Source organism: Bilophila wadsworthia ATCC 49260, assembly GCF_000701705.1.
GTDB lineage: Bacteria > Desulfobacterota > Desulfovibrionia > Desulfovibrionales > Desulfovibrionaceae > Bilophila > Bilophila wadsworthia.
Genome location: NZ_JNJP01000080.1, coordinates 1 through 15,821, shown reverse-complemented (window position 1 = coordinate 15,821; position 15,821 = coordinate 1). Strand labels below are relative to the sequence as shown.

The window sequence follows — 15,821 nt, the reverse complement described above, 5'->3', positions numbered from 1 at the left end:
TCGAGAATTGTCACTCCTTTCCATTCACAAAGCCTGCGCAATATCTCGCCGATCTCACGCTTCTTTTCCCCATAGAAAACCTGCCTGCGATATTTGGGGGCAAATACCACATGGTATTTGCAGTTCCATTTTGTGTGGGCTAAACTTTGAACGTCACTCATTGTGACCTCCTTTTGATTTGTTGCCGCTTGCAGTTGCCAGACCGCAAGCTTTACTAACAAATCAAAAGGAGTTTTTATAACATATGCAAAGCTGTAAGCTTTTCGGAACCTCCCGCCTAGCGGGAGGTTTTCTTTTTATACAAGAAAAGGGCGCTCTCTCTAAAGAGAACGCCCTTTTTCGTCAGCAAGAGATCACATCCTGTGATGCGTCCGCCGCCTCTTCTTCGCTCAGAGCGTCCTCCATGAACGCGCCACACTGCTCCGCTTCCTCCGGATCAAATTCTACCTCCAGTCCGGGGACGGAAAGCAGGGCACACTTTGCCTCGACAGACTCCCTGAGCGTCGTAGCTTCGTCCGGTCGCGTGTATGCGGCGCGCACGGCCTCTTCCTCCTCTCGTGCCGACAATTCCGTTTTTTCGCTCATGACCCACCTCAGCGGCTCATTTCCTCAGAGTGGGAATGAACCAGTTGTTTATTCTTCTCAAGTTCAATGGCCTTTTCCTTGATGGCCTTCTCAATGGCCGGTTTAAGCTGGCGGGCCACCGCAGCCATACCCAATGTTACTCTTTTGGCTTAGGTCATTGAAGTCCGTAAAACCGGCCATATCTTTTTCCCGTTCTCCGGGAACAAAGACAGGGAAAACGGCTTTACCTCCCACGGCCTGTGCAGCCTTTTCCGCCTTTTCACGTCCGGGATTGGCTCGAACCTTTGGATGATTAAGGAGATGGAGATCGTCATCTCCCGCGATGATTACGGCTTTATCCGGGTATTTATCTTTAAGAGCCGTAGCCACGGCCATAAGATTCCCAGAGTCGAAAGCCGCGACGGTCGCATGACCTATGGCATCAGAAATGCTTCCTGCCGTGGCGTAGCCCTCAGCTATCACGATGGCCGGGGCGGTACGCAAGGCGTCCATGCCGCCCACAGGGTGGAAACATCCTTCCTTGCGGCTGTTTTTGGCGAATCTCTTTGTACCGTCTTCCTGAATATACTGCATGGACCACAGCTTTCCATCTGCGTCAACAGCAGGGATGCAAGTCGTTTTTCCATCTGTGGCCAAAAAAACTCCTCTTCGGGGAGCCAGTCCTTTCCTGTCCAGATAAGGAGTCGGCACGTCTTGTTTCATCCAGGAGAGCTGCCCGGCCACACGTTCTGCCGTTTTTTCATGTTCGAGAAGCAGCTCTTTGGCCCGTTCCTGTTGTTTTCTGGCGCATTCGGCTTGGAAGGCTGCTTTATCCTGTTGGCTTATAAAAGCCCCTTGCGTTTTCCAACGCACCTCTTCTCCCGTCCGATTATTCTTCACGTACCCCGCTGGCCGCCCATCCATATAAGCGACATAGAACCCTGAAGAGGCTCCCGCCCTATCGCCTTCCGTCCTGATTCGATGTGCCGCGCCGTCCATCAACGGATGCTCTCCTTCGACGATGCACTCGACAGAACGCAGGGCTTCCGCAAACTCCTCACGGGGAGTCATCGCGGGAAGCTGTTCGTTCTTCACATTTTCCGGAAGCCATCTTTTCAACTGTTCCATGTCTGCCTGTGGCCCGGCATACCAGCTTTGAGCGATGCTGTCCCATTTTGCCCCTGCCGTCTTCGCCGCCTTCCGCTCCAGATAGGGAACAGCCAAATAAAGCCGTTGGGGGTCCCGACGCTGTTCGCTTGCTTCCTTCTGAGGGGTCTGCACTGTCTCCTCCTTCTTTAACCATTTGGCAAAAGCTGCCGTATCGGTGGCTGCCGGAACATACCATGACCTTTTTTGCCGATCCCACTGTGCTCCAAGGGCTTTGGCCTCCTCTTTTTGCTTGAAGGGAACATTCAGATAAACACGTTCGTTATTTGATGATGCCGCAGTCTGGCTTCTCGTGGCTTCCGCCTGGTGTTCTTGCATGTCGGCATGTAGCTCGCCCCCCTGTTCCGGCATACCCAGAGAGTTTTTTTCCAAACCCGATTGGTGCTCTTGCCCCAATTCCTGTGTGTTCAAATTCCATGACATAATCCATGATCTTTTCCGCATCGGCTGCGGCTCGGAAAACCTCACGCGGATCATCCCTAAGAATTTTTATCCAACTCTGGACGTAGGCGGCATGGTCATCAACACTTTGGCCGATGCCAAGTTCACCGGAAATCATCATACTGCCGATTTCGGCCCTCAGTTCCTCTTTAGCATAGGCAATGGAACCGAACGGCCCGAATTCACGGTTCAAACGAGATTCATGGCCAGTCCAGTGCGAAAGTTCATGAAGGGCTGTCGAATAATACCCTTCCTCACTCGAAAACTGTTTTTTTCAGGGAGATAAATAGCATCTTCCCCCGGCCTGTAGAAAGCGTGTCCCTGTGCCCTATGGACAAGTTTTACACCGGACGCCTCAAGGATATTTTCCGCCCGCTGCACGTCCGCCCATACTCTTTCCTTATCGGCTACCAAGGGGGCAATCCGTCGATCTGCTCTGCGTTAAACACATAGCTGATAAAGCTACGCGGACGCTCAAGCTGCACCGTTTCCTTGAGCGAATTTCCATCCTTATCATAAACCGGCTTGCCGTCCTCACCTCGGACAGATCGCTCCTCCTCAACTTTCCAATAAATTATGGGGGTTCCCCTCTCTCCCTTGCGAACCTGTACCTCGGCTTGCTGCGCCTGACGGTAGGTCATCCAACGGGGATCGCCGTACTCCCGCATCATCAGTTGTAGGGCATTGCCGCCACGATAGCGGTTGCCTGTCGTAGGGTTCATGGGCAAGGAACCGTATCCGCCGCTATCCCAAGGTTTCTGCCAAGGCGCGGTTCCCTGCTCCAGCTTTTCAATCAGCGTCTCGGCTACCTGCACATAATGATCATCTGCTTTGGTCATATATTACTCCCACAAAATGAAGGGTTTCAGGGGCGTACATATTTTTTCAACCCTGACGAAGCCGAAGTAGCGGCTGTCGAAAGAGAGTGGGTGTTCAGACATGAGCAGAACCTGATTATGCAGGACCAACGAGCCCGAAAAAGCGGGAAAGGCTTTTTGCCGCTGGCTGTTGGGAAGGCAAATCCCGTTTACCGACACCCCTGCGTCGGAAAGGTTTACCTCGTCGCCTTCGGTGGCCATGACACGCTTGATCAGGTAGCCGTACCTGCCGGGACAAACGCCGTAAGAAATGAGGCCGCGTGCGCGCCCATAGCGCGCCACCATGTTCTCTTCGGGGCAGAACAAAACGAGATCGCCTTTATGAACTGGACCGTGTGTTTTGAAATAAACGCCAAGAGGAAAGCTACGTGTGGTATTCACCACGAAAAAACAACCTGTTACCCCCAAGAGGACCAGCATAAAGCCTAACGCGAAGAGACTACGCTTCAAAAAAGGAGGGGTCCGGCTGCTCTTCATCGAAGATGCCCTCGCAGGTATTGGGAACTTGCTCCAAATTGACCTCTTGTTCCTGCACTGGCTCAATGATCCGGTCGGTATCTGCCGGGGGTTCCACGCCGGTACGAGCCTTCAAGACGGGATCGAGGAAGTAGGGCATCTGCTTTCCATAGATGGCGGGCGTACCAGCCAGAAAGATGAGCATGTCCCCACCCTCGATCATGTTGTCGCCATCCATCTTTGCTTTTGGCATCCGCATGACTTCATCTTCCGTCATGAGTTGCCTCCGGACTTCTTGGTATGTTGTGCTAACCTGTTTCTGGAATACCCCTATTCGAGAACCACTTGTCGTAACTTGCGGTTTTACAACTGTCGTTACCCCCGTCATTTCAGACAGATATTTTATGCTTTTAGGATTGTTGGGTGCAAAACCAATCTGAATATGCGTATTCGCAGTAATCGTCTGGTTTTCACCATATGTCTTGATAAACTGTTGCATATCTTGAGCAATAATATAGAAATAAATGCCAAATCCAGCTAAATAAGCTAATGATTCTTCAACACTTTCCAATCTTCCCCATGCTGGAAATTCATCAAGAAGCATAAGGAGCTTATGTTTATGATTACATACAGCTCGAACATCTCCAGATTTCTGTTTTTCAAATGTCATCTTATTTGCCAAAAGCCGACAACACATATTCATAAAAACTCGAACAAGAGGAGACAATCGAACTTGATCAGAAGGTTGTACAATTATATATAAAGCAATAGGATTTTATGAATCCATTAAATCTGAAATATGAAATTCAGAGCATGATGTATTCTTTGCAACCACACTGTCTCTATACAGACTAAGAATATTCTTGGTTGTCGTCATAATAGATCCACGTTCTTTTTCCTTAACAGCCATTATATCATTAGCTATTTTGACAACCAATGGATGCGCAATCCAATTACCTTTTTCATCTTTCATGTGTTTGTATTTTTTTAATTCCTCCCAATAGCTATCATCTTGTACTTTTCCTTGTAAAATTATATCAATTTCATCTAATGAAGCTATTTCTCCTGTTTTTTCTCTTTTATAAAGAACATGAGTAATAATCCCCACAAGTAAAGAACGGGCAAGTTTATTAAAGTGAGCTGAACTTCCTGTATCTTCCAACCCTTTGCCTGTAGGATCGACTAAAGTACCTGCCAGATTTTGAACATCGCCCGTTTCAAATTCTGTCCCCAGGCGGACTTCATCCAAAGGATTCCACTTAATGGAGCCGTATGGTGATGCAGGATCAAAACGCAATGTTCTCTTGTTTGGCGTACTTCTGCCGCCATCCGGCAGTGAGTGCCCAAAGTTCCCCTTTAATATCCGTGACGACACAACTCTCCATCCACGTCAGCAAAGTGGGTAAAACAAGGCAAACCCCTTTTCCTGAGCGCGTGGGAGCAAGGGCCAAAATATGAAGGTTTCCCTTAAAACGAAGATAATGACACGTTCCTGTTTCCGGATCTTTCCAGCCTCCGATGAACACACCTTCATCTTTAAGAAATCCAGCTTCTTCAATGTGTTTTCTGCCCGCCCAACGTGCTGAACCGTGTATCGTTTCCACAGCTCGACTTGTGTTTGTAGCAACTGTCTGTAATAATGAAAAAAATCAGTATGACCGCCGTTATCCCCGTGCCCGCCGAACCTCCGGCCAAAAAAAGATCGGGGAAAGCATCATACCCGCCTTGCCGCCACCAGACGAGAATATCCCACGGAGGATAGACTCCATGCAGATTAGGGCCAAGGGAAGGATGATAGGCTACTCTCCATGCGACAAACTGTGTGGCTGCCCATAACCCCATGAAAAAAGCCGTAAAGACATAACAGGCCGCGCCAAGGCGGGAAGTGCGCTTTGCATTTTGGGTCATCGTCCATACCCCTCATCCTGTGATTGTTCCTGAGTACGTTTCTGTTCCGGGTGTTGTGTGATGCCGCCCTTCATCCGTGCGCATAGAGTATCGGGGGCATGGATCGTCACGTCCTTATAATGACGTTCGGCAAAACCCATGATGCACCTGAGTTCCGCATCCGTTGCTTGCCGCGAGACAAACAGACGTCCGCCGTTTTCCTTGACGCCCTCGGCAAATATCCGCGTACCCTTTCGGGTGATTGTTTCCGGCTCCAGTGGATGCCGCTCTATGCCCCGGAGGTAGCTGCTGTGCCCCTCGTAGCGGGATTGGAGATAGGCCAAAGCCTCTTCCGAAATCCTTTTTGAAAGCACGTCTATCCGCCATTGATTACGCTGACCCGCGATGCGGGCCTTTTCCACATGGCCTTGGCCGTCTTCCTGCCTCTGATGGACGGAAACGGCTTCAGCACCGATCTTGTGAAGGCTTATGCGATCTCCGATGGCCATTCCCGACTCCGCAACGGCCCGTTCAAGGTCTGTTCCCCAGATCACTGCCCGGCTGCCGCTCTGCCGCTCCACACGGATGAAGAAACTCTCACGCTCCTCGGGATTGAAGCGGTATCGGGCTTTGCCAAAATCAAGGATTCGAAGAACGGTGTCCGCTCCACGAGGTGCCGCTCCTTGCTTTTCCCGGAGGGAATGCTTGCCGACAGGATGGCTCTGTCCGGCCTTGGTTCTCAACCAGTCGATCCACTGCTTCTTCTGTAGCTGCTTCTTCAGCCGATTGCGGCTCAAACGGTACAAGATGAGCTTGTTGAGGATGCCGCTGGTCATGTTCTTGATGAGCAGGTTTCTGAGGCGGAAATCCTTTACGGCCTCTTCCCGCTGTTCCATACGTTCCTGCCGCAGGCGTTCGCGCTTGTCCTGGCGCTCCTGTTCTTCGCGCTGGTATTCACTCCACAAGCGAGAAGCGCCTGCCGATAACGGCTTGCGCTCATAGGTCTTTTGTGACTCCACAGAAGATGACGGGGAGATACCTTCAAACCTTCCGAGCCGCTTTTCCAAAGAGGTTTTGGACAGGCTTCGATCAATGGAACTGGCCTTGACGTGCAGCTCACCAGAGGCAAAGACCAAGCCGTTTCCCCTAGCCTTAAGCGTCAGGCCATGCTTCGCCAAAACAGCGCCGAACGTCTTCCAGTCCCGCGCATCCTTCAAATCCGCAAGGCAGGTACGCTGTATCCAGCCGGTGAGAGACTCTATGTCCCCCGCCCTCTCCATGTTGATGGCCGCGTTGGGCCGGGCCTGTGTTCGGAACGTATGGTTGTCCACGCCTAGTCCGTATTGCCGTTCAACTTCCGTGCAGACACGGGCCAGTTCCTTATGATCATAGAAGGGCTCATGGATAGTCAGCTTTTCAGGATGAATCTTGTTGATGGCGATGTGCAGATGGAAGTGTTCCGTGTCGCCGTGCAGGACGGACACGCGCTGGTGACTTCCATAGCCAAGACTTTCGCAAAACCGCTGCTCGATCTCCGCAATCTCCTCCGGGGAGGGGTGCTCCCCTTCCTGAAAGCTGATCATACAGTGGTAGGTCTTATCGCTCTTTGCCCGAGTGTTCTGCTGCTGGACGGCCAGCATTTCCATGCTCGCCCATGTAGCGTCTTCAGACTCGCATCCCGTTATGCGAACGTCCTGTACCCGGTTGCTGCTCCCCTGCTAATTTGTAAGGTAGGCAATCAGCCGGGTAATGCTGCTTTTTGATGGAGTGTTCATGCGCAAGCGCCGGGCAATCATAATCTAGTCCCTTAAAATTCTTTTAGAAATCAACGCCAAGGAAGATTGGAGCCTGTTGATCTCGCCTACCGTGTTGTTGGTCATTTGCCTCAGTTGTTCCCCAGAATAGCCAATGAGCCTTTCCTCGTTTTTTAGAAGCATTTTGAGTAAGCCCCCGGCCCGGCCCAGATCAGCGTTGACCTTGGCAAGCGCCTTGATCGCCTGCACGTCCACCCGGCTTTTCACCGGCGTCCCCTTTCCAACATTCCGCAGGTATTCCGAAACGCTCATGCCCGCAGTTTTGGCCTGTTCTTCAATCACGGCCCGTTCCTCTTTCGTGCAGTACACCTTCAAGGGGAGGAGCTTTCGGCGGGCATTTGGGTCGGTTCCTTTTTTCCGAACCGCAGGATCGAGCTTGTGTTTTGTCATGCCTTTGAGCCCCGCAGGGCAGGATGGTTCCCGTTGAGCACGCCAGTGCGAATAAGGGAACGTGGGGTGGGCGTAGGCCCACGCCACACATCCTGCCCTTTTTTCATCGTTGTACTTCGTATATCACTTTCTGCAATTTTCTGTCAAAATATACGAAAAACAGAGTTATCCAGAGTTTTGCAGAATCTTGCAGAGTTTTACAGAGACTTACAGAATTGTGCAGAGAAATACAGAATAAGATAAAATAATTACTGATTATTACAGATTTATATAAAAAACTTGCAGCGAGTTACAGAATCATATATTTCGATTTATATAAAATTTTATTCAATATTTTTTCTTTAAATTGACATTTTATAAGCCTAACAGTAGGAACCAAACAGGGAGTTTTTATGACTGCAAGCCTTTCAGAGATACTGAGGGAAGAAACTCTAAGAAAAGCAAAGTGTTCCGACAGAGTAAGCCGCTGCCGCCCTCTCGTTCTTTCTTTATGGGCTGAAATCAATACCTCTCTCCAAGACGGCTGGTCTTTGAGGAGCGTATGGAAAGCTCTAAAAGATACGGGGAAATACCCAAGTTCCTATGAGTCGTTCAGGGCGAACGTGAGGGCTTTGCAAGAAACCGACGGCAAGGTGGAATCACCTGTTCCTTCAGGCCAAAAAGCTGTTACGCCAGAAAAAAAGCCGGAGACTCCTCCGGCTTCTCAAACGAGCACTGCTCTCAAGGATTTCAGCGTCAAAGGGGTCGACTGGAACCCTGCTAAGAAAGACGATCCAACCCTCTTCTAAGGAGAAAAATGATGGCCCATGTTCACTTCTTTCTGAACCCCAAAGGGGGAACCGGCAAAAGCCTCGTCAGCTACATCGTGGCTCAATACCTTATCAGCAAAGGCGTCAAAACCACCTGTATCGACTGCGATCCCGTTACCCCTACCCTCATCGCCTATGAAGCCCTCCACGCCGTGCGGGTCAACATTATGGTGGAAAACAACATCGACAAAACCCAATTTGACCGCTTCGTCGAGCTTATTGCCCAAGGGGAGGAAAATGAACATTTCGTCATCGACAACGGCACCAGCTCCTTTGTGCCGCTGTTGGACTACATGGTAACAAATGCCATTACGTCCCTTCTCGTTTCGATGGGACATACTGTGACCTTCCATGTCATTATAGTGGGGGGCGACAACCTCACCGGTACGGTCGACGGCTTCAAACAAATTGTGACGCAGTTCGCCCCCGAAGCCCGTATCATCGTCTGGCTGAATCCCTTCTTTGGCACTATTGAACGGGGCGGAAAATCTTTTGAGGACTTTGGCGTATACCGGGAAAACAGGGCTCACGTAAGCGCGGTATTATATTATCCCGATTTTCCAAAAGATACCTTCGGCAAATCTTTTGCCCTCCTGCAAAAGAATCGCCTCACCTTTGCCGAAGTTTGCGATGAGGAACAAGCTCCACAGGACTATGACCTCATGACTCGGCATCGCATCGGTATGATCAGACAACGTGTTTTCACCATGCTTGACGCCGCAAGGGTGCTCTAAATGGATTCTCTTGAGGAATATATCGCTCTTGTTGCGAAGGAAAATCACGTTAGCCTTGACCGGAAGGACTCGATCTGTATCCTCCATACTATCCTTGCCAAATTTGAGAGAGATTTACTTGAAAGCCAGAGAAAAATTCTCGATGATTTCAGCGGAAAAATCGAAACCCTTTGTCTAGAGCTTGACCTCGCGGAAAAAGCGAGATCGGAAAAAGCTCTCTCCTTCGCCCGCTCCAGCGCCGAACAGTTGATGAAAAGCATTCCCACAACGATGAAGGCTACTGTGGAGGAAGCCTCTTTCAAAAAACTGCTGGCACAAACCGCTTTGGCCACTCTAAAGGATCAGATGTCCGTTATCGTCCATATCCCGCGCAAAGTTTGGATAGGAGGAAGCGTTCTTGCTCTCCTGAACCTTTTAAGCCTCTTTCTGTTTTTGATTAATGTAATCTGAAGGGAGATCGTCTTGTGGAAGATTATTCAAAGATATTCCAATCCCATATCATCCGTTTCTATCATGAATGGGGGTATTCTCGACAACAATTTGCTGAGATTATAGGGATTTCATATGGAAGAACCTACAGTCTCCTCAGTGAAGGCGGGGATACAGGTCTGACGCTTAATACAATGCAAGCCATTTCGGACTCTCTTGGACTGCCCCTTCCCCTGTTGCTTAAACCTCTCGAATCCGAAGAATGGCAATCCGTTCTCGCTCTTTGGAAATGGAATCCCCCTTACCACAGCCATATTCCTGACGGCTATACGCTGGTGCGAAACGTGGTTCTTCCCGAACACAAGGCCGTCATCGTCAATGAATGGGGAAAAATGACCGCAAAAGAGCTCAAGAAGCTCAAAAAACAGAAGAACTCCCCTGAACCCAAAGAAGAAAACGATACGCCAAACGAATAATTTCAAAAAGGAACGCAGGATGGAAACTGAACAGATCACCACTCAGGAAGTCTTCGAGCCCACCATTGAAGACATGATCCAAACCGAAAACGGTATTCCAACTACCACGTCCCTCGTCATCGCTCAGGCGTTCGAGAAGGAGCATAAGGATGTATTGAGGGCTATATACAACATGGAATGCTCTCCAGAGTTCAACGAGCGCAATTTTGCGCCCGTTGGGTACAAGGACGCTAAAGGAGAAATACGCCCCGCCTACCGTCTCACCCGCGACGGCTTCGCCTTCCTCGCGATGGGCTTTACCGGCAAAAAGGCGGCGGCATGGAAGGAACGTTTCCTTGAAGCCTTCGATGCGATGGAAGCGGCCTTGCTCCGACAACGCCAGCGGCAAGAGACGCCCCCCAAAGAACCGGAACAGCCCGCCCCCCGGACATGGGAGAAGCCCGAGTTCTTCCGCTCCGCACGAAAGCTCACCAAGGCCCGGACGGAATCCCTCCTCGGTGTCCTCAATATGGAATGCCTCCTCCAGAATCGCCAGCCTGAAGACGCGCTCAAAGAACTGCTCACGTTCTTCCACCTCTCCAGCTTGGAAGACATGCGCCAGTCCGACTACCGCCATGCCGTCTTTTCCGTGATGAAAAGAATGCTCCTCATCTCCGGCAAAACCTCGGAAGACGCGCAGGCATCCTCCCAATATGCCGCCGCCATAAACGGCCCCATCAATTTCTGGAACCACTCCTCAGACTTTACCAAAAGCGATATTCAAAACTACGTCCAGAACAAATGCGGCCTTTCCCTTCAGGAAGGCATCTCTTCCGATTCTGACGGCCTGAAGGTTCTCTTCACCCTATGGGGCGGCATCTCCCATTACGACCTACGGCTGAACTGACCCCAACGGAAAAGCCCGGCACCAATCTTTGATGCCGGGCTTTTCCTGTAATACGGGCCGATGCCCGAAGTATTGCGAAAAATTTTCAGTCCAGTATCCACTTCACCGTATCCTTTGTGGCCACAAACCCGTACTCGCCGCTCTCTGACTCGAAAAGCCACCAATCCCGGCTGATCCGTTTCGCCCTGCCGATGCCCACGGTTTCAGTAGTCCGAGGAACCGCGACGGACACGGTGGACGGATCGGCCCGAATACCTACCCACAGCTTTTCAAGGTTCCTGTACCGCATCAGGTCCCCAAGCCAGACAGACTTTTGATATGCTGACATTGTTCAATCTTTTTTCTTGTCTGAATTTTGCTAGTAACTCTTTACCAGCAACGATAATGTAAGAGAGGATGCTATGTACAGAGATGGTACACTTGAGGAACTAATAAAAGATCTTGAAGAAGAGCGTGCATCTAAAAGACTTCGTGAACTTGATCCAGAATTACTACTCAAGCCTGATATTTGGATTGTTACACCAGAAGAAGGAGCTTGTGAGAAATGCAAATCTTTTGCTAAAAAACTTTTTTTGAAAAACCACAACGTCCTCATCCAAACTGCAAATGTAAAATACAACGAATCTTACCCGAAAAAACAGCTCAAAAGGTATTGATAAAAAATACACCTATTGTTACAGATCTCTTGAGGGGAGATACTTCTCCTCTCTTTTTGTTTTTTTCAGCAACTTCAGTTATTAATGTACATATAAAGAATTTAAATCCAGTACGTTGTGCAGATGTAAATATTGACAGTTATAATGAATTGGGTAAAAAATCAAAAAGTTCTTATTTGCTTCCTCTTAGTTCCGTTGTTTTTACGTTTTCATATTTTCGTGAAGCCCCTGTGGATTGGAAACTTGTACTTGTAACAAATTTTGATGATGCACAACTATTATGCACAGTAAAAAATATAGAATAGTACAGTTGTTTATATTCTTAATATCTATACTTATTTTTTTTGTACATGCACAGGCAAAAGAAGTCATTCTTGACTGTGTTGATGTTAAAGAAATTCAATGTATTGCATTAGAATTAAAACAAATAAACAAATGTAGTTTGTTGTTTAGTGCTGATGCAAGATCAAAATTCGATTTAAAAGATGTACCTTCTGAAGAAATAATCACTATTTTTGTATCAGAAATGGCTGTTTCATCGATGACATCCAGTGTTTTCTTTACTGGTTCTCGTGTCGAAATGGATGTGCCTAAAGCGAGAATACTTCATACACAAATATGTAAAAATATTCCAATGAGGGCATATTATTTTGATCAAAAGACACACAGAAGAGTATCCGCGTCATTTTAAAAACCACTCCACGACGGCAATATGCAGAAAGGAAACACCCACAGCCAACCAATAAGGTCGCGAGTAGCCCCGTAGAGCGTATTTTCTGCCCGCTAGTACGAAGCACACTGATTGCTGCGCTTGAAGAAGAAATTTTGAAGTAGTGATAAAGCCCCGGAAAGCCCCTTTTCCGGGGCTTTCTTTTTTTGGGCATATCCCGTGAAACGCTAGAAAAACGATTCTAGGCCCATTTCTGAGGCGAAAAGGAAGGCAAACTTCCCTTATGCTACTACCTCTGTAATATCATATTCTTTCTGGATTGTAAGTTCCCACACGCTGACTTCCCCCGTATCCCTGTTAAGCACGGCGATACGATTTTCATCTTCTTCATTCAAATTATATGACTCAGCGAAATCCTGAACTGCATAACGTGCATCTTTCCATTGTCCTGCGTGTTGCCAATTTTCTTCCCAATTAAATCCAGGTAACTGTATTACACTTTCAAAAATACAATAAAAAGCATATGAGACTACGGGATATTATCACTTATTTATATAGTAACTGTACTCACAGCGTCGATGTATTTGCCTCAATACCACATAGTTTATATTGAACCCACCATTTTTTGTAGCAATGCAAACATATATAATATTTCTAGATATTCAACAGAATCATACTGATATATTTTCATATTTATATCTATTCCTTTACAAAAAGGACACTCATGCTCAGAAAAATCTTTATACTCATCAAGTGATTTCATATAGTTGACTCCTCAAGGAGAACCCTGTATTTCCGATATACAGAAATACAGGGTTATATAAACATAGTATTACAGATTTACGGGTAATTCTATTGGCGCAAACATCTTCAGCCAATGCCCCGCGATGACATAACCGACATGTCGGGGCTCACCATCGGCCCCGTTTTCAACATACATTTTTGCGATTCTACTCCCACTGCTTCCAACCTTTTCCTGCAGCTCCCTGACCGTTCTCGCATAGAAATGATTTCCATACTGATCTAAGTACAGCATCAATGTACCATTCATGTCTTCTCCTAAAGAAAAAGGCGATCCGTCTCCGAATCGCCTTCAATGATATATAAAGAATAAAAAGAACCTATTGCACAATCTATCCCTTTTCCCACAGTTCGTTGCAGGAAAGGTCTAGATTATCATTCCAAGTGACACCATATCCACCAGCATCAACACGAACCTGATTGAAGAGAACTGGCTCTTCCAGTATCTGAAAAGCAGGTATAGACCTGATCAGTGGCTCCATATTGTACTGCTTTACCGTATTATCCCAAAAACAGACCAAAAGATGCTTATTGGGAAGAGGATTGACGGAATGAATACGATAGAACATTGCGTACCTCCTACTTAAACGAGAGGGGGAAGCTGGATAAACTCCTGAGTATCCCACATTTTTTGCAGGGCCTCCCTGTGTTCTCCAGCCCACTCTTGAACAAGAAATAATGCCTTACGGGGTAAATCCCCTTCAATCATATCAAGTCTATGACGCCGACATATTCGCCATAGATGGCATGGAAGTGAGGCGGATTGTGTTCCCCCGCCAAAAAGTACATTTTGATGATGATACCGTAGAACCTTGCGATGACAGGCATTGTTGTTCCCTTACTGTCTTAAAGTAATCATTTTCGCAGTTCCCGTCCATAGCAAAGGCCGTCCCGCTTCCCGGAACGGCCTCACTCAGGCATAGGACGAGCCTTCCCGTGCCTTTCCATCCCACAGTCTCGCAGTCGCGTAGCTGGTGATGCGACACGCCGGAACATCGAAACAATCAATAATCCGTCTCCTGAACGCCTTTCCCTTCCCGCTCCCCGGAATCGGCATGGCCGTATACCGCATGAAGCCTTTTAGCTGAACCTTCCGTTCAATGGGAATCAGCGTTACGGTCTTCGCCGCCACCTTCACCACTTCATAAAAATCGACGTTCGTCTGATCATATCCCCAGCTGCTCACAAAGATGTCACCCTGTTTCATCGGAATCCTCCACAATTGTTGACTGTTCCTTTCACTTGGCAGCCCAGCGACTCACCATCGCCTTTGATCCGCCCACTCCCCCGGAGCTTTTTTTCTCTGGAGTTGAAACCTGCCTTTTTAAACAGGACTCCCAGAGGGCTTTCACCAAGTGAAAGAAGCCCTCTGGGAGTCCTGCTTAAAAGGCGTGTCAACGCCAGAAAAAAGAAAATCTGAAAAAATGGGCTTGCTTCCGTGACGGAACGACCGGAATGAAATGAAGGGAGTGAGGGCGAGTACGGCCAGCATTTGCTGGTCGCACGGAGCTACACAAGGAGCGCAGAAGTGGAGGGAGCGATGGCGCAGAAGATGCGCCGACAGGCGCACCCTTCCTTTGCTTGAAGTGTTGGTTGAACTCAGCCGGATGGCTAATTATATTTTTATATCAAAATCAGGCAGCTTATCTATCGAGTTCATGTAATCTGGCGAAAGATGAGCATATCTTTGCGTCATTATCGTTGTCTTGTGTCCAAGCATTTTCCCTACGCTATATAGTGGAACTCCTTGCATAACTAACCAACTCGCAAAAGTATAGCACAGCGTATAAAAAACAACTTTATATAACGGATCGGTTATCTCCTCATTAAATCTACATAGTTTTACTGCTCTCCGAAATGGAGATCCTGCCTGCGTAAAGGATTCTCCATTTTCCTTATGGAATAGCAAAGCCTCACGTGAGGCAGGTAAATGTTTTTGGCATATCGAGGCAACAATAGGTTTCATTTTTATGTATCTTGAATCTCCATTCTTACTCTCAGCCACATATATTATTTTATTTTTTAAAGAAATATGACATCGCCTGAGATTAAAAAGTTCATTTGGTCTGAGTCCTGTATTCAGGGACAGCACAGTCAAATCTCGCCAAAGCATACTAGAAAAAAACTTTCTATTTGATAAACAAGCTATCAGCATATTAGCTTCATCAATTGACAGGAAGCGATAGCGTTGATTTTTAACTTTAGGCATTGGAAATGATGGCAATTTTGTATCGCTGAGTTCATATTCTTTTGCGGTATACAGGACACGTCTGAGCAAGCTCAGACAGTGGTAGATGGTTTGTGGGCTCAAATTCTTTTTTTCGAGATGGCAGCGGAGCCGAGCGAGATCGAGTTTTTTTATAGAGCTAATTTCTCTCTGTTCGAGGTGAGAGAGGTGAAGCTCCCACCTACGGAGTTCGGTTCTTACTCCCTTTTTTGAGTCATCACAAAGAGTTAAAGAATTATAAAGTTGCCAAGCGTCTTTCAGTATTGCCATTTCTTACCTCATGCGGTATATAGAGAAAAATTCGCATGTAGGTAAAAAAAAAGTCTTTGAGAATCAAAGACTAGTAGCTAGAAAGACATACGGCCTTTCACGCCGTCAACAGCGGTTCAAATCCGCTTGGGGACGCCAACAGACATCTGAAGGCGCATCACATACCTCCAAAATTGAGGTTTTGTGGTGCGCCTTTTGTATTATAAGCACCCCGCCCTTGTAAAGCCCTCCCTCCCGGCCCTCAAACCACTCCGCCCCCTTCAGGT

At 47.8% G+C, this 15,821-nt stretch carries 20 protein-coding genes and 4 pseudogenes; 7 read left to right on the top strand and 17 right to left on the bottom strand.

Going from position 1 to position 15,821, the window contains the following annotated elements; all coding sequences use genetic code 11:
* From T370_RS23120 to T370_RS23095, 10 genes and pseudogenes are all read right to left on the bottom strand, one after another.
* A partial coding sequence (locus T370_RS23120) for an IS200/IS605 family transposase (protein WP_034506989.1) occupies positions 1-161 on the bottom strand: 161 nt, incomplete at its 3' end.
* Between the two features lie 181 nt (positions 162-342).
* Positions 343-585, bottom strand: a complete 243-nt coding sequence (locus T370_RS0118000) for a hypothetical protein (protein WP_029436566.1) — start codon at positions 583-585, stop codon at positions 343-345.
* Between the two features lie 102 nt (positions 586-687).
* Positions 688-2,049 (bottom strand): DUF5710 domain-containing protein, encoded by a 1,362-nt coding sequence (locus tag T370_RS26005; protein ID WP_248604282.1) that lies wholly within the window; start codon positions 2,047-2,049, stop codon positions 688-690.
* Positions 1,994-2,553: pseudogene (locus tag T370_RS25755) on the bottom strand (zincin-like metallopeptidase domain-containing protein). Before T370_RS25755 ends, T370_RS26005 begins: the two are co-directional and overlap by 56 nt.
* A 26-nt stretch (positions 2,554-2,579) precedes the next feature.
* Positions 2,580-3,011 (bottom strand): ArdC-like ssDNA-binding domain-containing protein, encoded by a 432-nt coding sequence (locus tag T370_RS25745; protein WP_051643900.1) that lies wholly within the window; start codon positions 3,009-3,011, stop codon positions 2,580-2,582.
* A gap of 3 nt (positions 3,012-3,014) precedes the next feature.
* The gene (gene traF / locus T370_RS0117985) at positions 3,015-3,470 is read right to left on the bottom strand and encodes a conjugative transfer signal peptidase TraF (RefSeq protein ID WP_005030753.1); all 456 of its coding nucleotides are present in this window, start codon (positions 3,468-3,470) and stop codon (positions 3,015-3,017) included.
* Positions 3,471-3,489: 19 nt separating this feature from the next.
* Positions 3,490-4,755 (bottom strand): annotated as a pseudogene (locus tag T370_RS24570) (type IV secretory system conjugative DNA transfer family protein).
* A gap of 37 nt (positions 4,756-4,792) precedes the next feature.
* Positions 4,793-5,110, bottom strand: coding sequence for a type IV secretory system conjugative DNA transfer family protein (locus T370_RS26135; protein WP_282705464.1), 318 nt, complete (start codon positions 5,108-5,110; stop codon positions 4,793-4,795).
* 300 nt (positions 5,111-5,410) lie between these two features.
* Positions 5,411-7,093 (bottom strand): annotated as a pseudogene (gene traI, locus T370_RS23810) (TraI/MobA(P) family conjugative relaxase); the annotation flags it as partial.
* Between the two features lie 99 nt (positions 7,094-7,192).
* Positions 7,193-7,597: a plasmid mobilization protein gene (locus tag T370_RS23095; protein WP_051643896.1), complete on the bottom strand. Its 405-nt coding sequence runs from the start codon at positions 7,595-7,597 to the stop codon at positions 7,193-7,195.
* 392 nt (positions 7,598-7,989) lie between these two features.
* Here T370_RS23095 and T370_RS25220 point away from each other — a divergent pair, with 392 nt between their 5' ends.
* From T370_RS25220 to T370_RS23805, 5 genes are read left to right on the top strand one after another with little or no spacing between them, the layout of a single operon-like run.
* Positions 7,990-8,385 carry a TraK family protein gene (locus T370_RS25220; protein WP_156034466.1) on the top strand — a complete coding sequence of 132 codons (396 nt, stop codon included), beginning with the start codon at positions 7,990-7,992 and terminating at the stop codon, positions 8,383-8,385.
* A gap of 8 nt (positions 8,386-8,393) precedes the next feature.
* Positions 8,394-9,140 (top strand): nucleotide-binding protein, encoded by a 747-nt coding sequence (locus T370_RS0117965; RefSeq protein ID WP_081847594.1) that lies wholly within the window; start codon positions 8,394-8,396, stop codon positions 9,138-9,140.
* The gene (locus tag T370_RS0117960) at positions 9,141-9,590 is read left to right on the top strand and encodes a hypothetical protein (RefSeq protein ID WP_029436563.1); all 450 of its coding nucleotides are present in this window, start codon (positions 9,141-9,143) and stop codon (positions 9,588-9,590) included.
* Between the two features lie 14 nt (positions 9,591-9,604).
* Entirely contained in the window at positions 9,605-10,045 is a 441-nt protein-coding gene (locus T370_RS25215) for a hypothetical protein (RefSeq protein ID WP_156034465.1), read from the top strand.
* 19 nt (positions 10,046-10,064) lie between these two features.
* Positions 10,065-10,931, top strand: coding sequence for a Rha family transcriptional regulator (locus T370_RS23805; protein WP_051643895.1), 867 nt, complete (start codon positions 10,065-10,067; stop codon positions 10,929-10,931).
* Positions 10,932-11,016: 85 nt separating this feature from the next.
* On the opposite strand, the gene T370_RS0117945 is transcribed toward T370_RS23805, so the two are convergent.
* Positions 11,017-11,259 carry a hypothetical protein gene (locus T370_RS0117945; protein WP_029436560.1) on the bottom strand — a complete coding sequence of 81 codons (243 nt, stop codon included), beginning with the start codon at positions 11,257-11,259 and terminating at the stop codon, positions 11,017-11,019.
* A 73-nt stretch (positions 11,260-11,332) separates the two neighbouring features.
* On the opposite strand from T370_RS0117945, the gene T370_RS25210 reads away from it, so the two are divergent.
* Entirely contained in the window at positions 11,333-11,587 is a 255-nt protein-coding gene (locus tag T370_RS25210; RefSeq protein ID WP_156034464.1) for a hypothetical protein, read from the top strand.
* A 280-nt stretch (positions 11,588-11,867) separates the two neighbouring features.
* Positions 11,868-12,278: a hypothetical protein gene (locus tag T370_RS25205; RefSeq protein ID WP_156034463.1), complete on the top strand. Its 411-nt coding sequence runs from the start codon at positions 11,868-11,870 to the stop codon at positions 12,276-12,278.
* A gap of 583 nt (positions 12,279-12,861) precedes the next feature.
* On the opposite strand, the gene T370_RS25200 is transcribed toward T370_RS25205, so the two are convergent.
* From T370_RS25200 to T370_RS24565, 6 genes and pseudogenes are all read right to left on the bottom strand, one after another.
* The gene (locus T370_RS25200) at positions 12,862-13,020 is read right to left on the bottom strand and encodes a hypothetical protein (RefSeq protein ID WP_156034462.1); all 159 of its coding nucleotides are present in this window, start codon (positions 13,018-13,020) and stop codon (positions 12,862-12,864) included.
* Positions 13,021-13,089: 69 nt separating this feature from the next.
* On the bottom strand, positions 13,090-13,308 hold the full coding sequence (locus tag T370_RS0117935; RefSeq protein ID WP_029436559.1) for a hypothetical protein: 219 nt from the start codon (positions 13,306-13,308) through the stop codon (positions 13,090-13,092).
* 82 nt (positions 13,309-13,390) lie between these two features.
* Complete coding sequence (locus T370_RS0117930) at positions 13,391-13,627, bottom strand: DUF2442 domain-containing protein (protein ID WP_029436558.1); 237 nt, start codon at positions 13,625-13,627, stop codon at positions 13,391-13,393.
* A 14-nt stretch (positions 13,628-13,641) separates the two neighbouring features.
* Positions 13,642-13,886: pseudogene (locus tag T370_RS23090) on the bottom strand (DUF4160 domain-containing protein).
* Between the two features lie 85 nt (positions 13,887-13,971).
* Complete coding sequence (locus T370_RS0117920; protein WP_029436557.1) at positions 13,972-14,265, bottom strand: hypothetical protein; 294 nt, start codon at positions 14,263-14,265, stop codon at positions 13,972-13,974.
* A 408-nt stretch (positions 14,266-14,673) separates the two neighbouring features.
* Positions 14,674-15,555 carry a tyrosine-type recombinase/integrase gene (locus T370_RS24565; protein ID WP_081847593.1) on the bottom strand — a complete coding sequence of 294 codons (882 nt, stop codon included), beginning with the start codon at positions 15,553-15,555 and terminating at the stop codon, positions 14,674-14,676.
* Positions 15,556-15,821 lie beyond the last annotated feature (266 nt).

Coding starts and splice junctions, on each gene's coding strand:
- T370_RS0118000 (WP_029436566.1), bottom strand. CDS start 585: ATGAGCGAAAAAACGGAATTGTCGGCACGAGAGGAGGAAGAGGCCGTG.
- T370_RS26005 (WP_248604282.1), bottom strand. CDS start 2,049: ATGCAAGAACACCAGGCGGAAGCCACGAGAAGCCAGACTGCGGCATCA.
- T370_RS25745 (WP_051643900.1), bottom strand. CDS start 3,011: ATGACCAAAGCAGATGATCATTATGTGCAGGTAGCCGAGACGCTGATT.
- traF (WP_005030753.1), bottom strand. CDS start 3,470: ATGCTGGTCCTCTTGGGGGTAACAGGTTGTTTTTTCGTGGTGAATACC.
- T370_RS23095 (WP_051643896.1), bottom strand. CDS start 7,597: ATGACAAAACACAAGCTCGATCCTGCGGTTCGGAAAAAAGGAACCGAC.
- T370_RS25220 (WP_156034466.1), top strand. CDS start 7,990: ATGACTGCAAGCCTTTCAGAGATACTGAGGGAAGAAACTCTAAGAAAA.
- T370_RS0117965 (WP_081847594.1), top strand. CDS start 8,394: ATGATGGCCCATGTTCACTTCTTTCTGAACCCCAAAGGGGGAACCGGC.
- T370_RS0117960 (WP_029436563.1), top strand. CDS start 9,141: ATGGATTCTCTTGAGGAATATATCGCTCTTGTTGCGAAGGAAAATCAC.
- T370_RS23805 (WP_051643895.1), top strand. CDS start 10,065: ATGGAAACTGAACAGATCACCACTCAGGAAGTCTTCGAGCCCACCATT.
- T370_RS0117945 (WP_029436560.1), bottom strand. CDS start 11,259: ATGTCAGCATATCAAAAGTCTGTCTGGCTTGGGGACCTGATGCGGTAC.
- T370_RS25210 (WP_156034464.1), top strand. CDS start 11,333: ATGTACAGAGATGGTACACTTGAGGAACTAATAAAAGATCTTGAAGAA.
- T370_RS25205 (WP_156034463.1), top strand. CDS start 11,868: ATGCACAGTAAAAAATATAGAATAGTACAGTTGTTTATATTCTTAATA.
- T370_RS25200 (WP_156034462.1), bottom strand. CDS start 13,020: ATGAAATCACTTGATGAGTATAAAGATTTTTCTGAGCATGAGTGTCCT.
- T370_RS0117935 (WP_029436559.1), bottom strand. CDS start 13,308: ATGAATGGTACATTGATGCTGTACTTAGATCAGTATGGAAATCATTTC.
- T370_RS0117930 (WP_029436558.1), bottom strand. CDS start 13,627: ATGTTCTATCGTATTCATTCCGTCAATCCTCTTCCCAATAAGCATCTT.
- T370_RS0117920 (WP_029436557.1), bottom strand. CDS start 14,265: ATGAAACAGGGTGACATCTTTGTGAGCAGCTGGGGATATGATCAGACG.
- T370_RS24565 (WP_081847593.1), bottom strand. CDS start 15,555: ATGGCAATACTGAAAGACGCTTGGCAACTTTATAATTCTTTAACTCTT.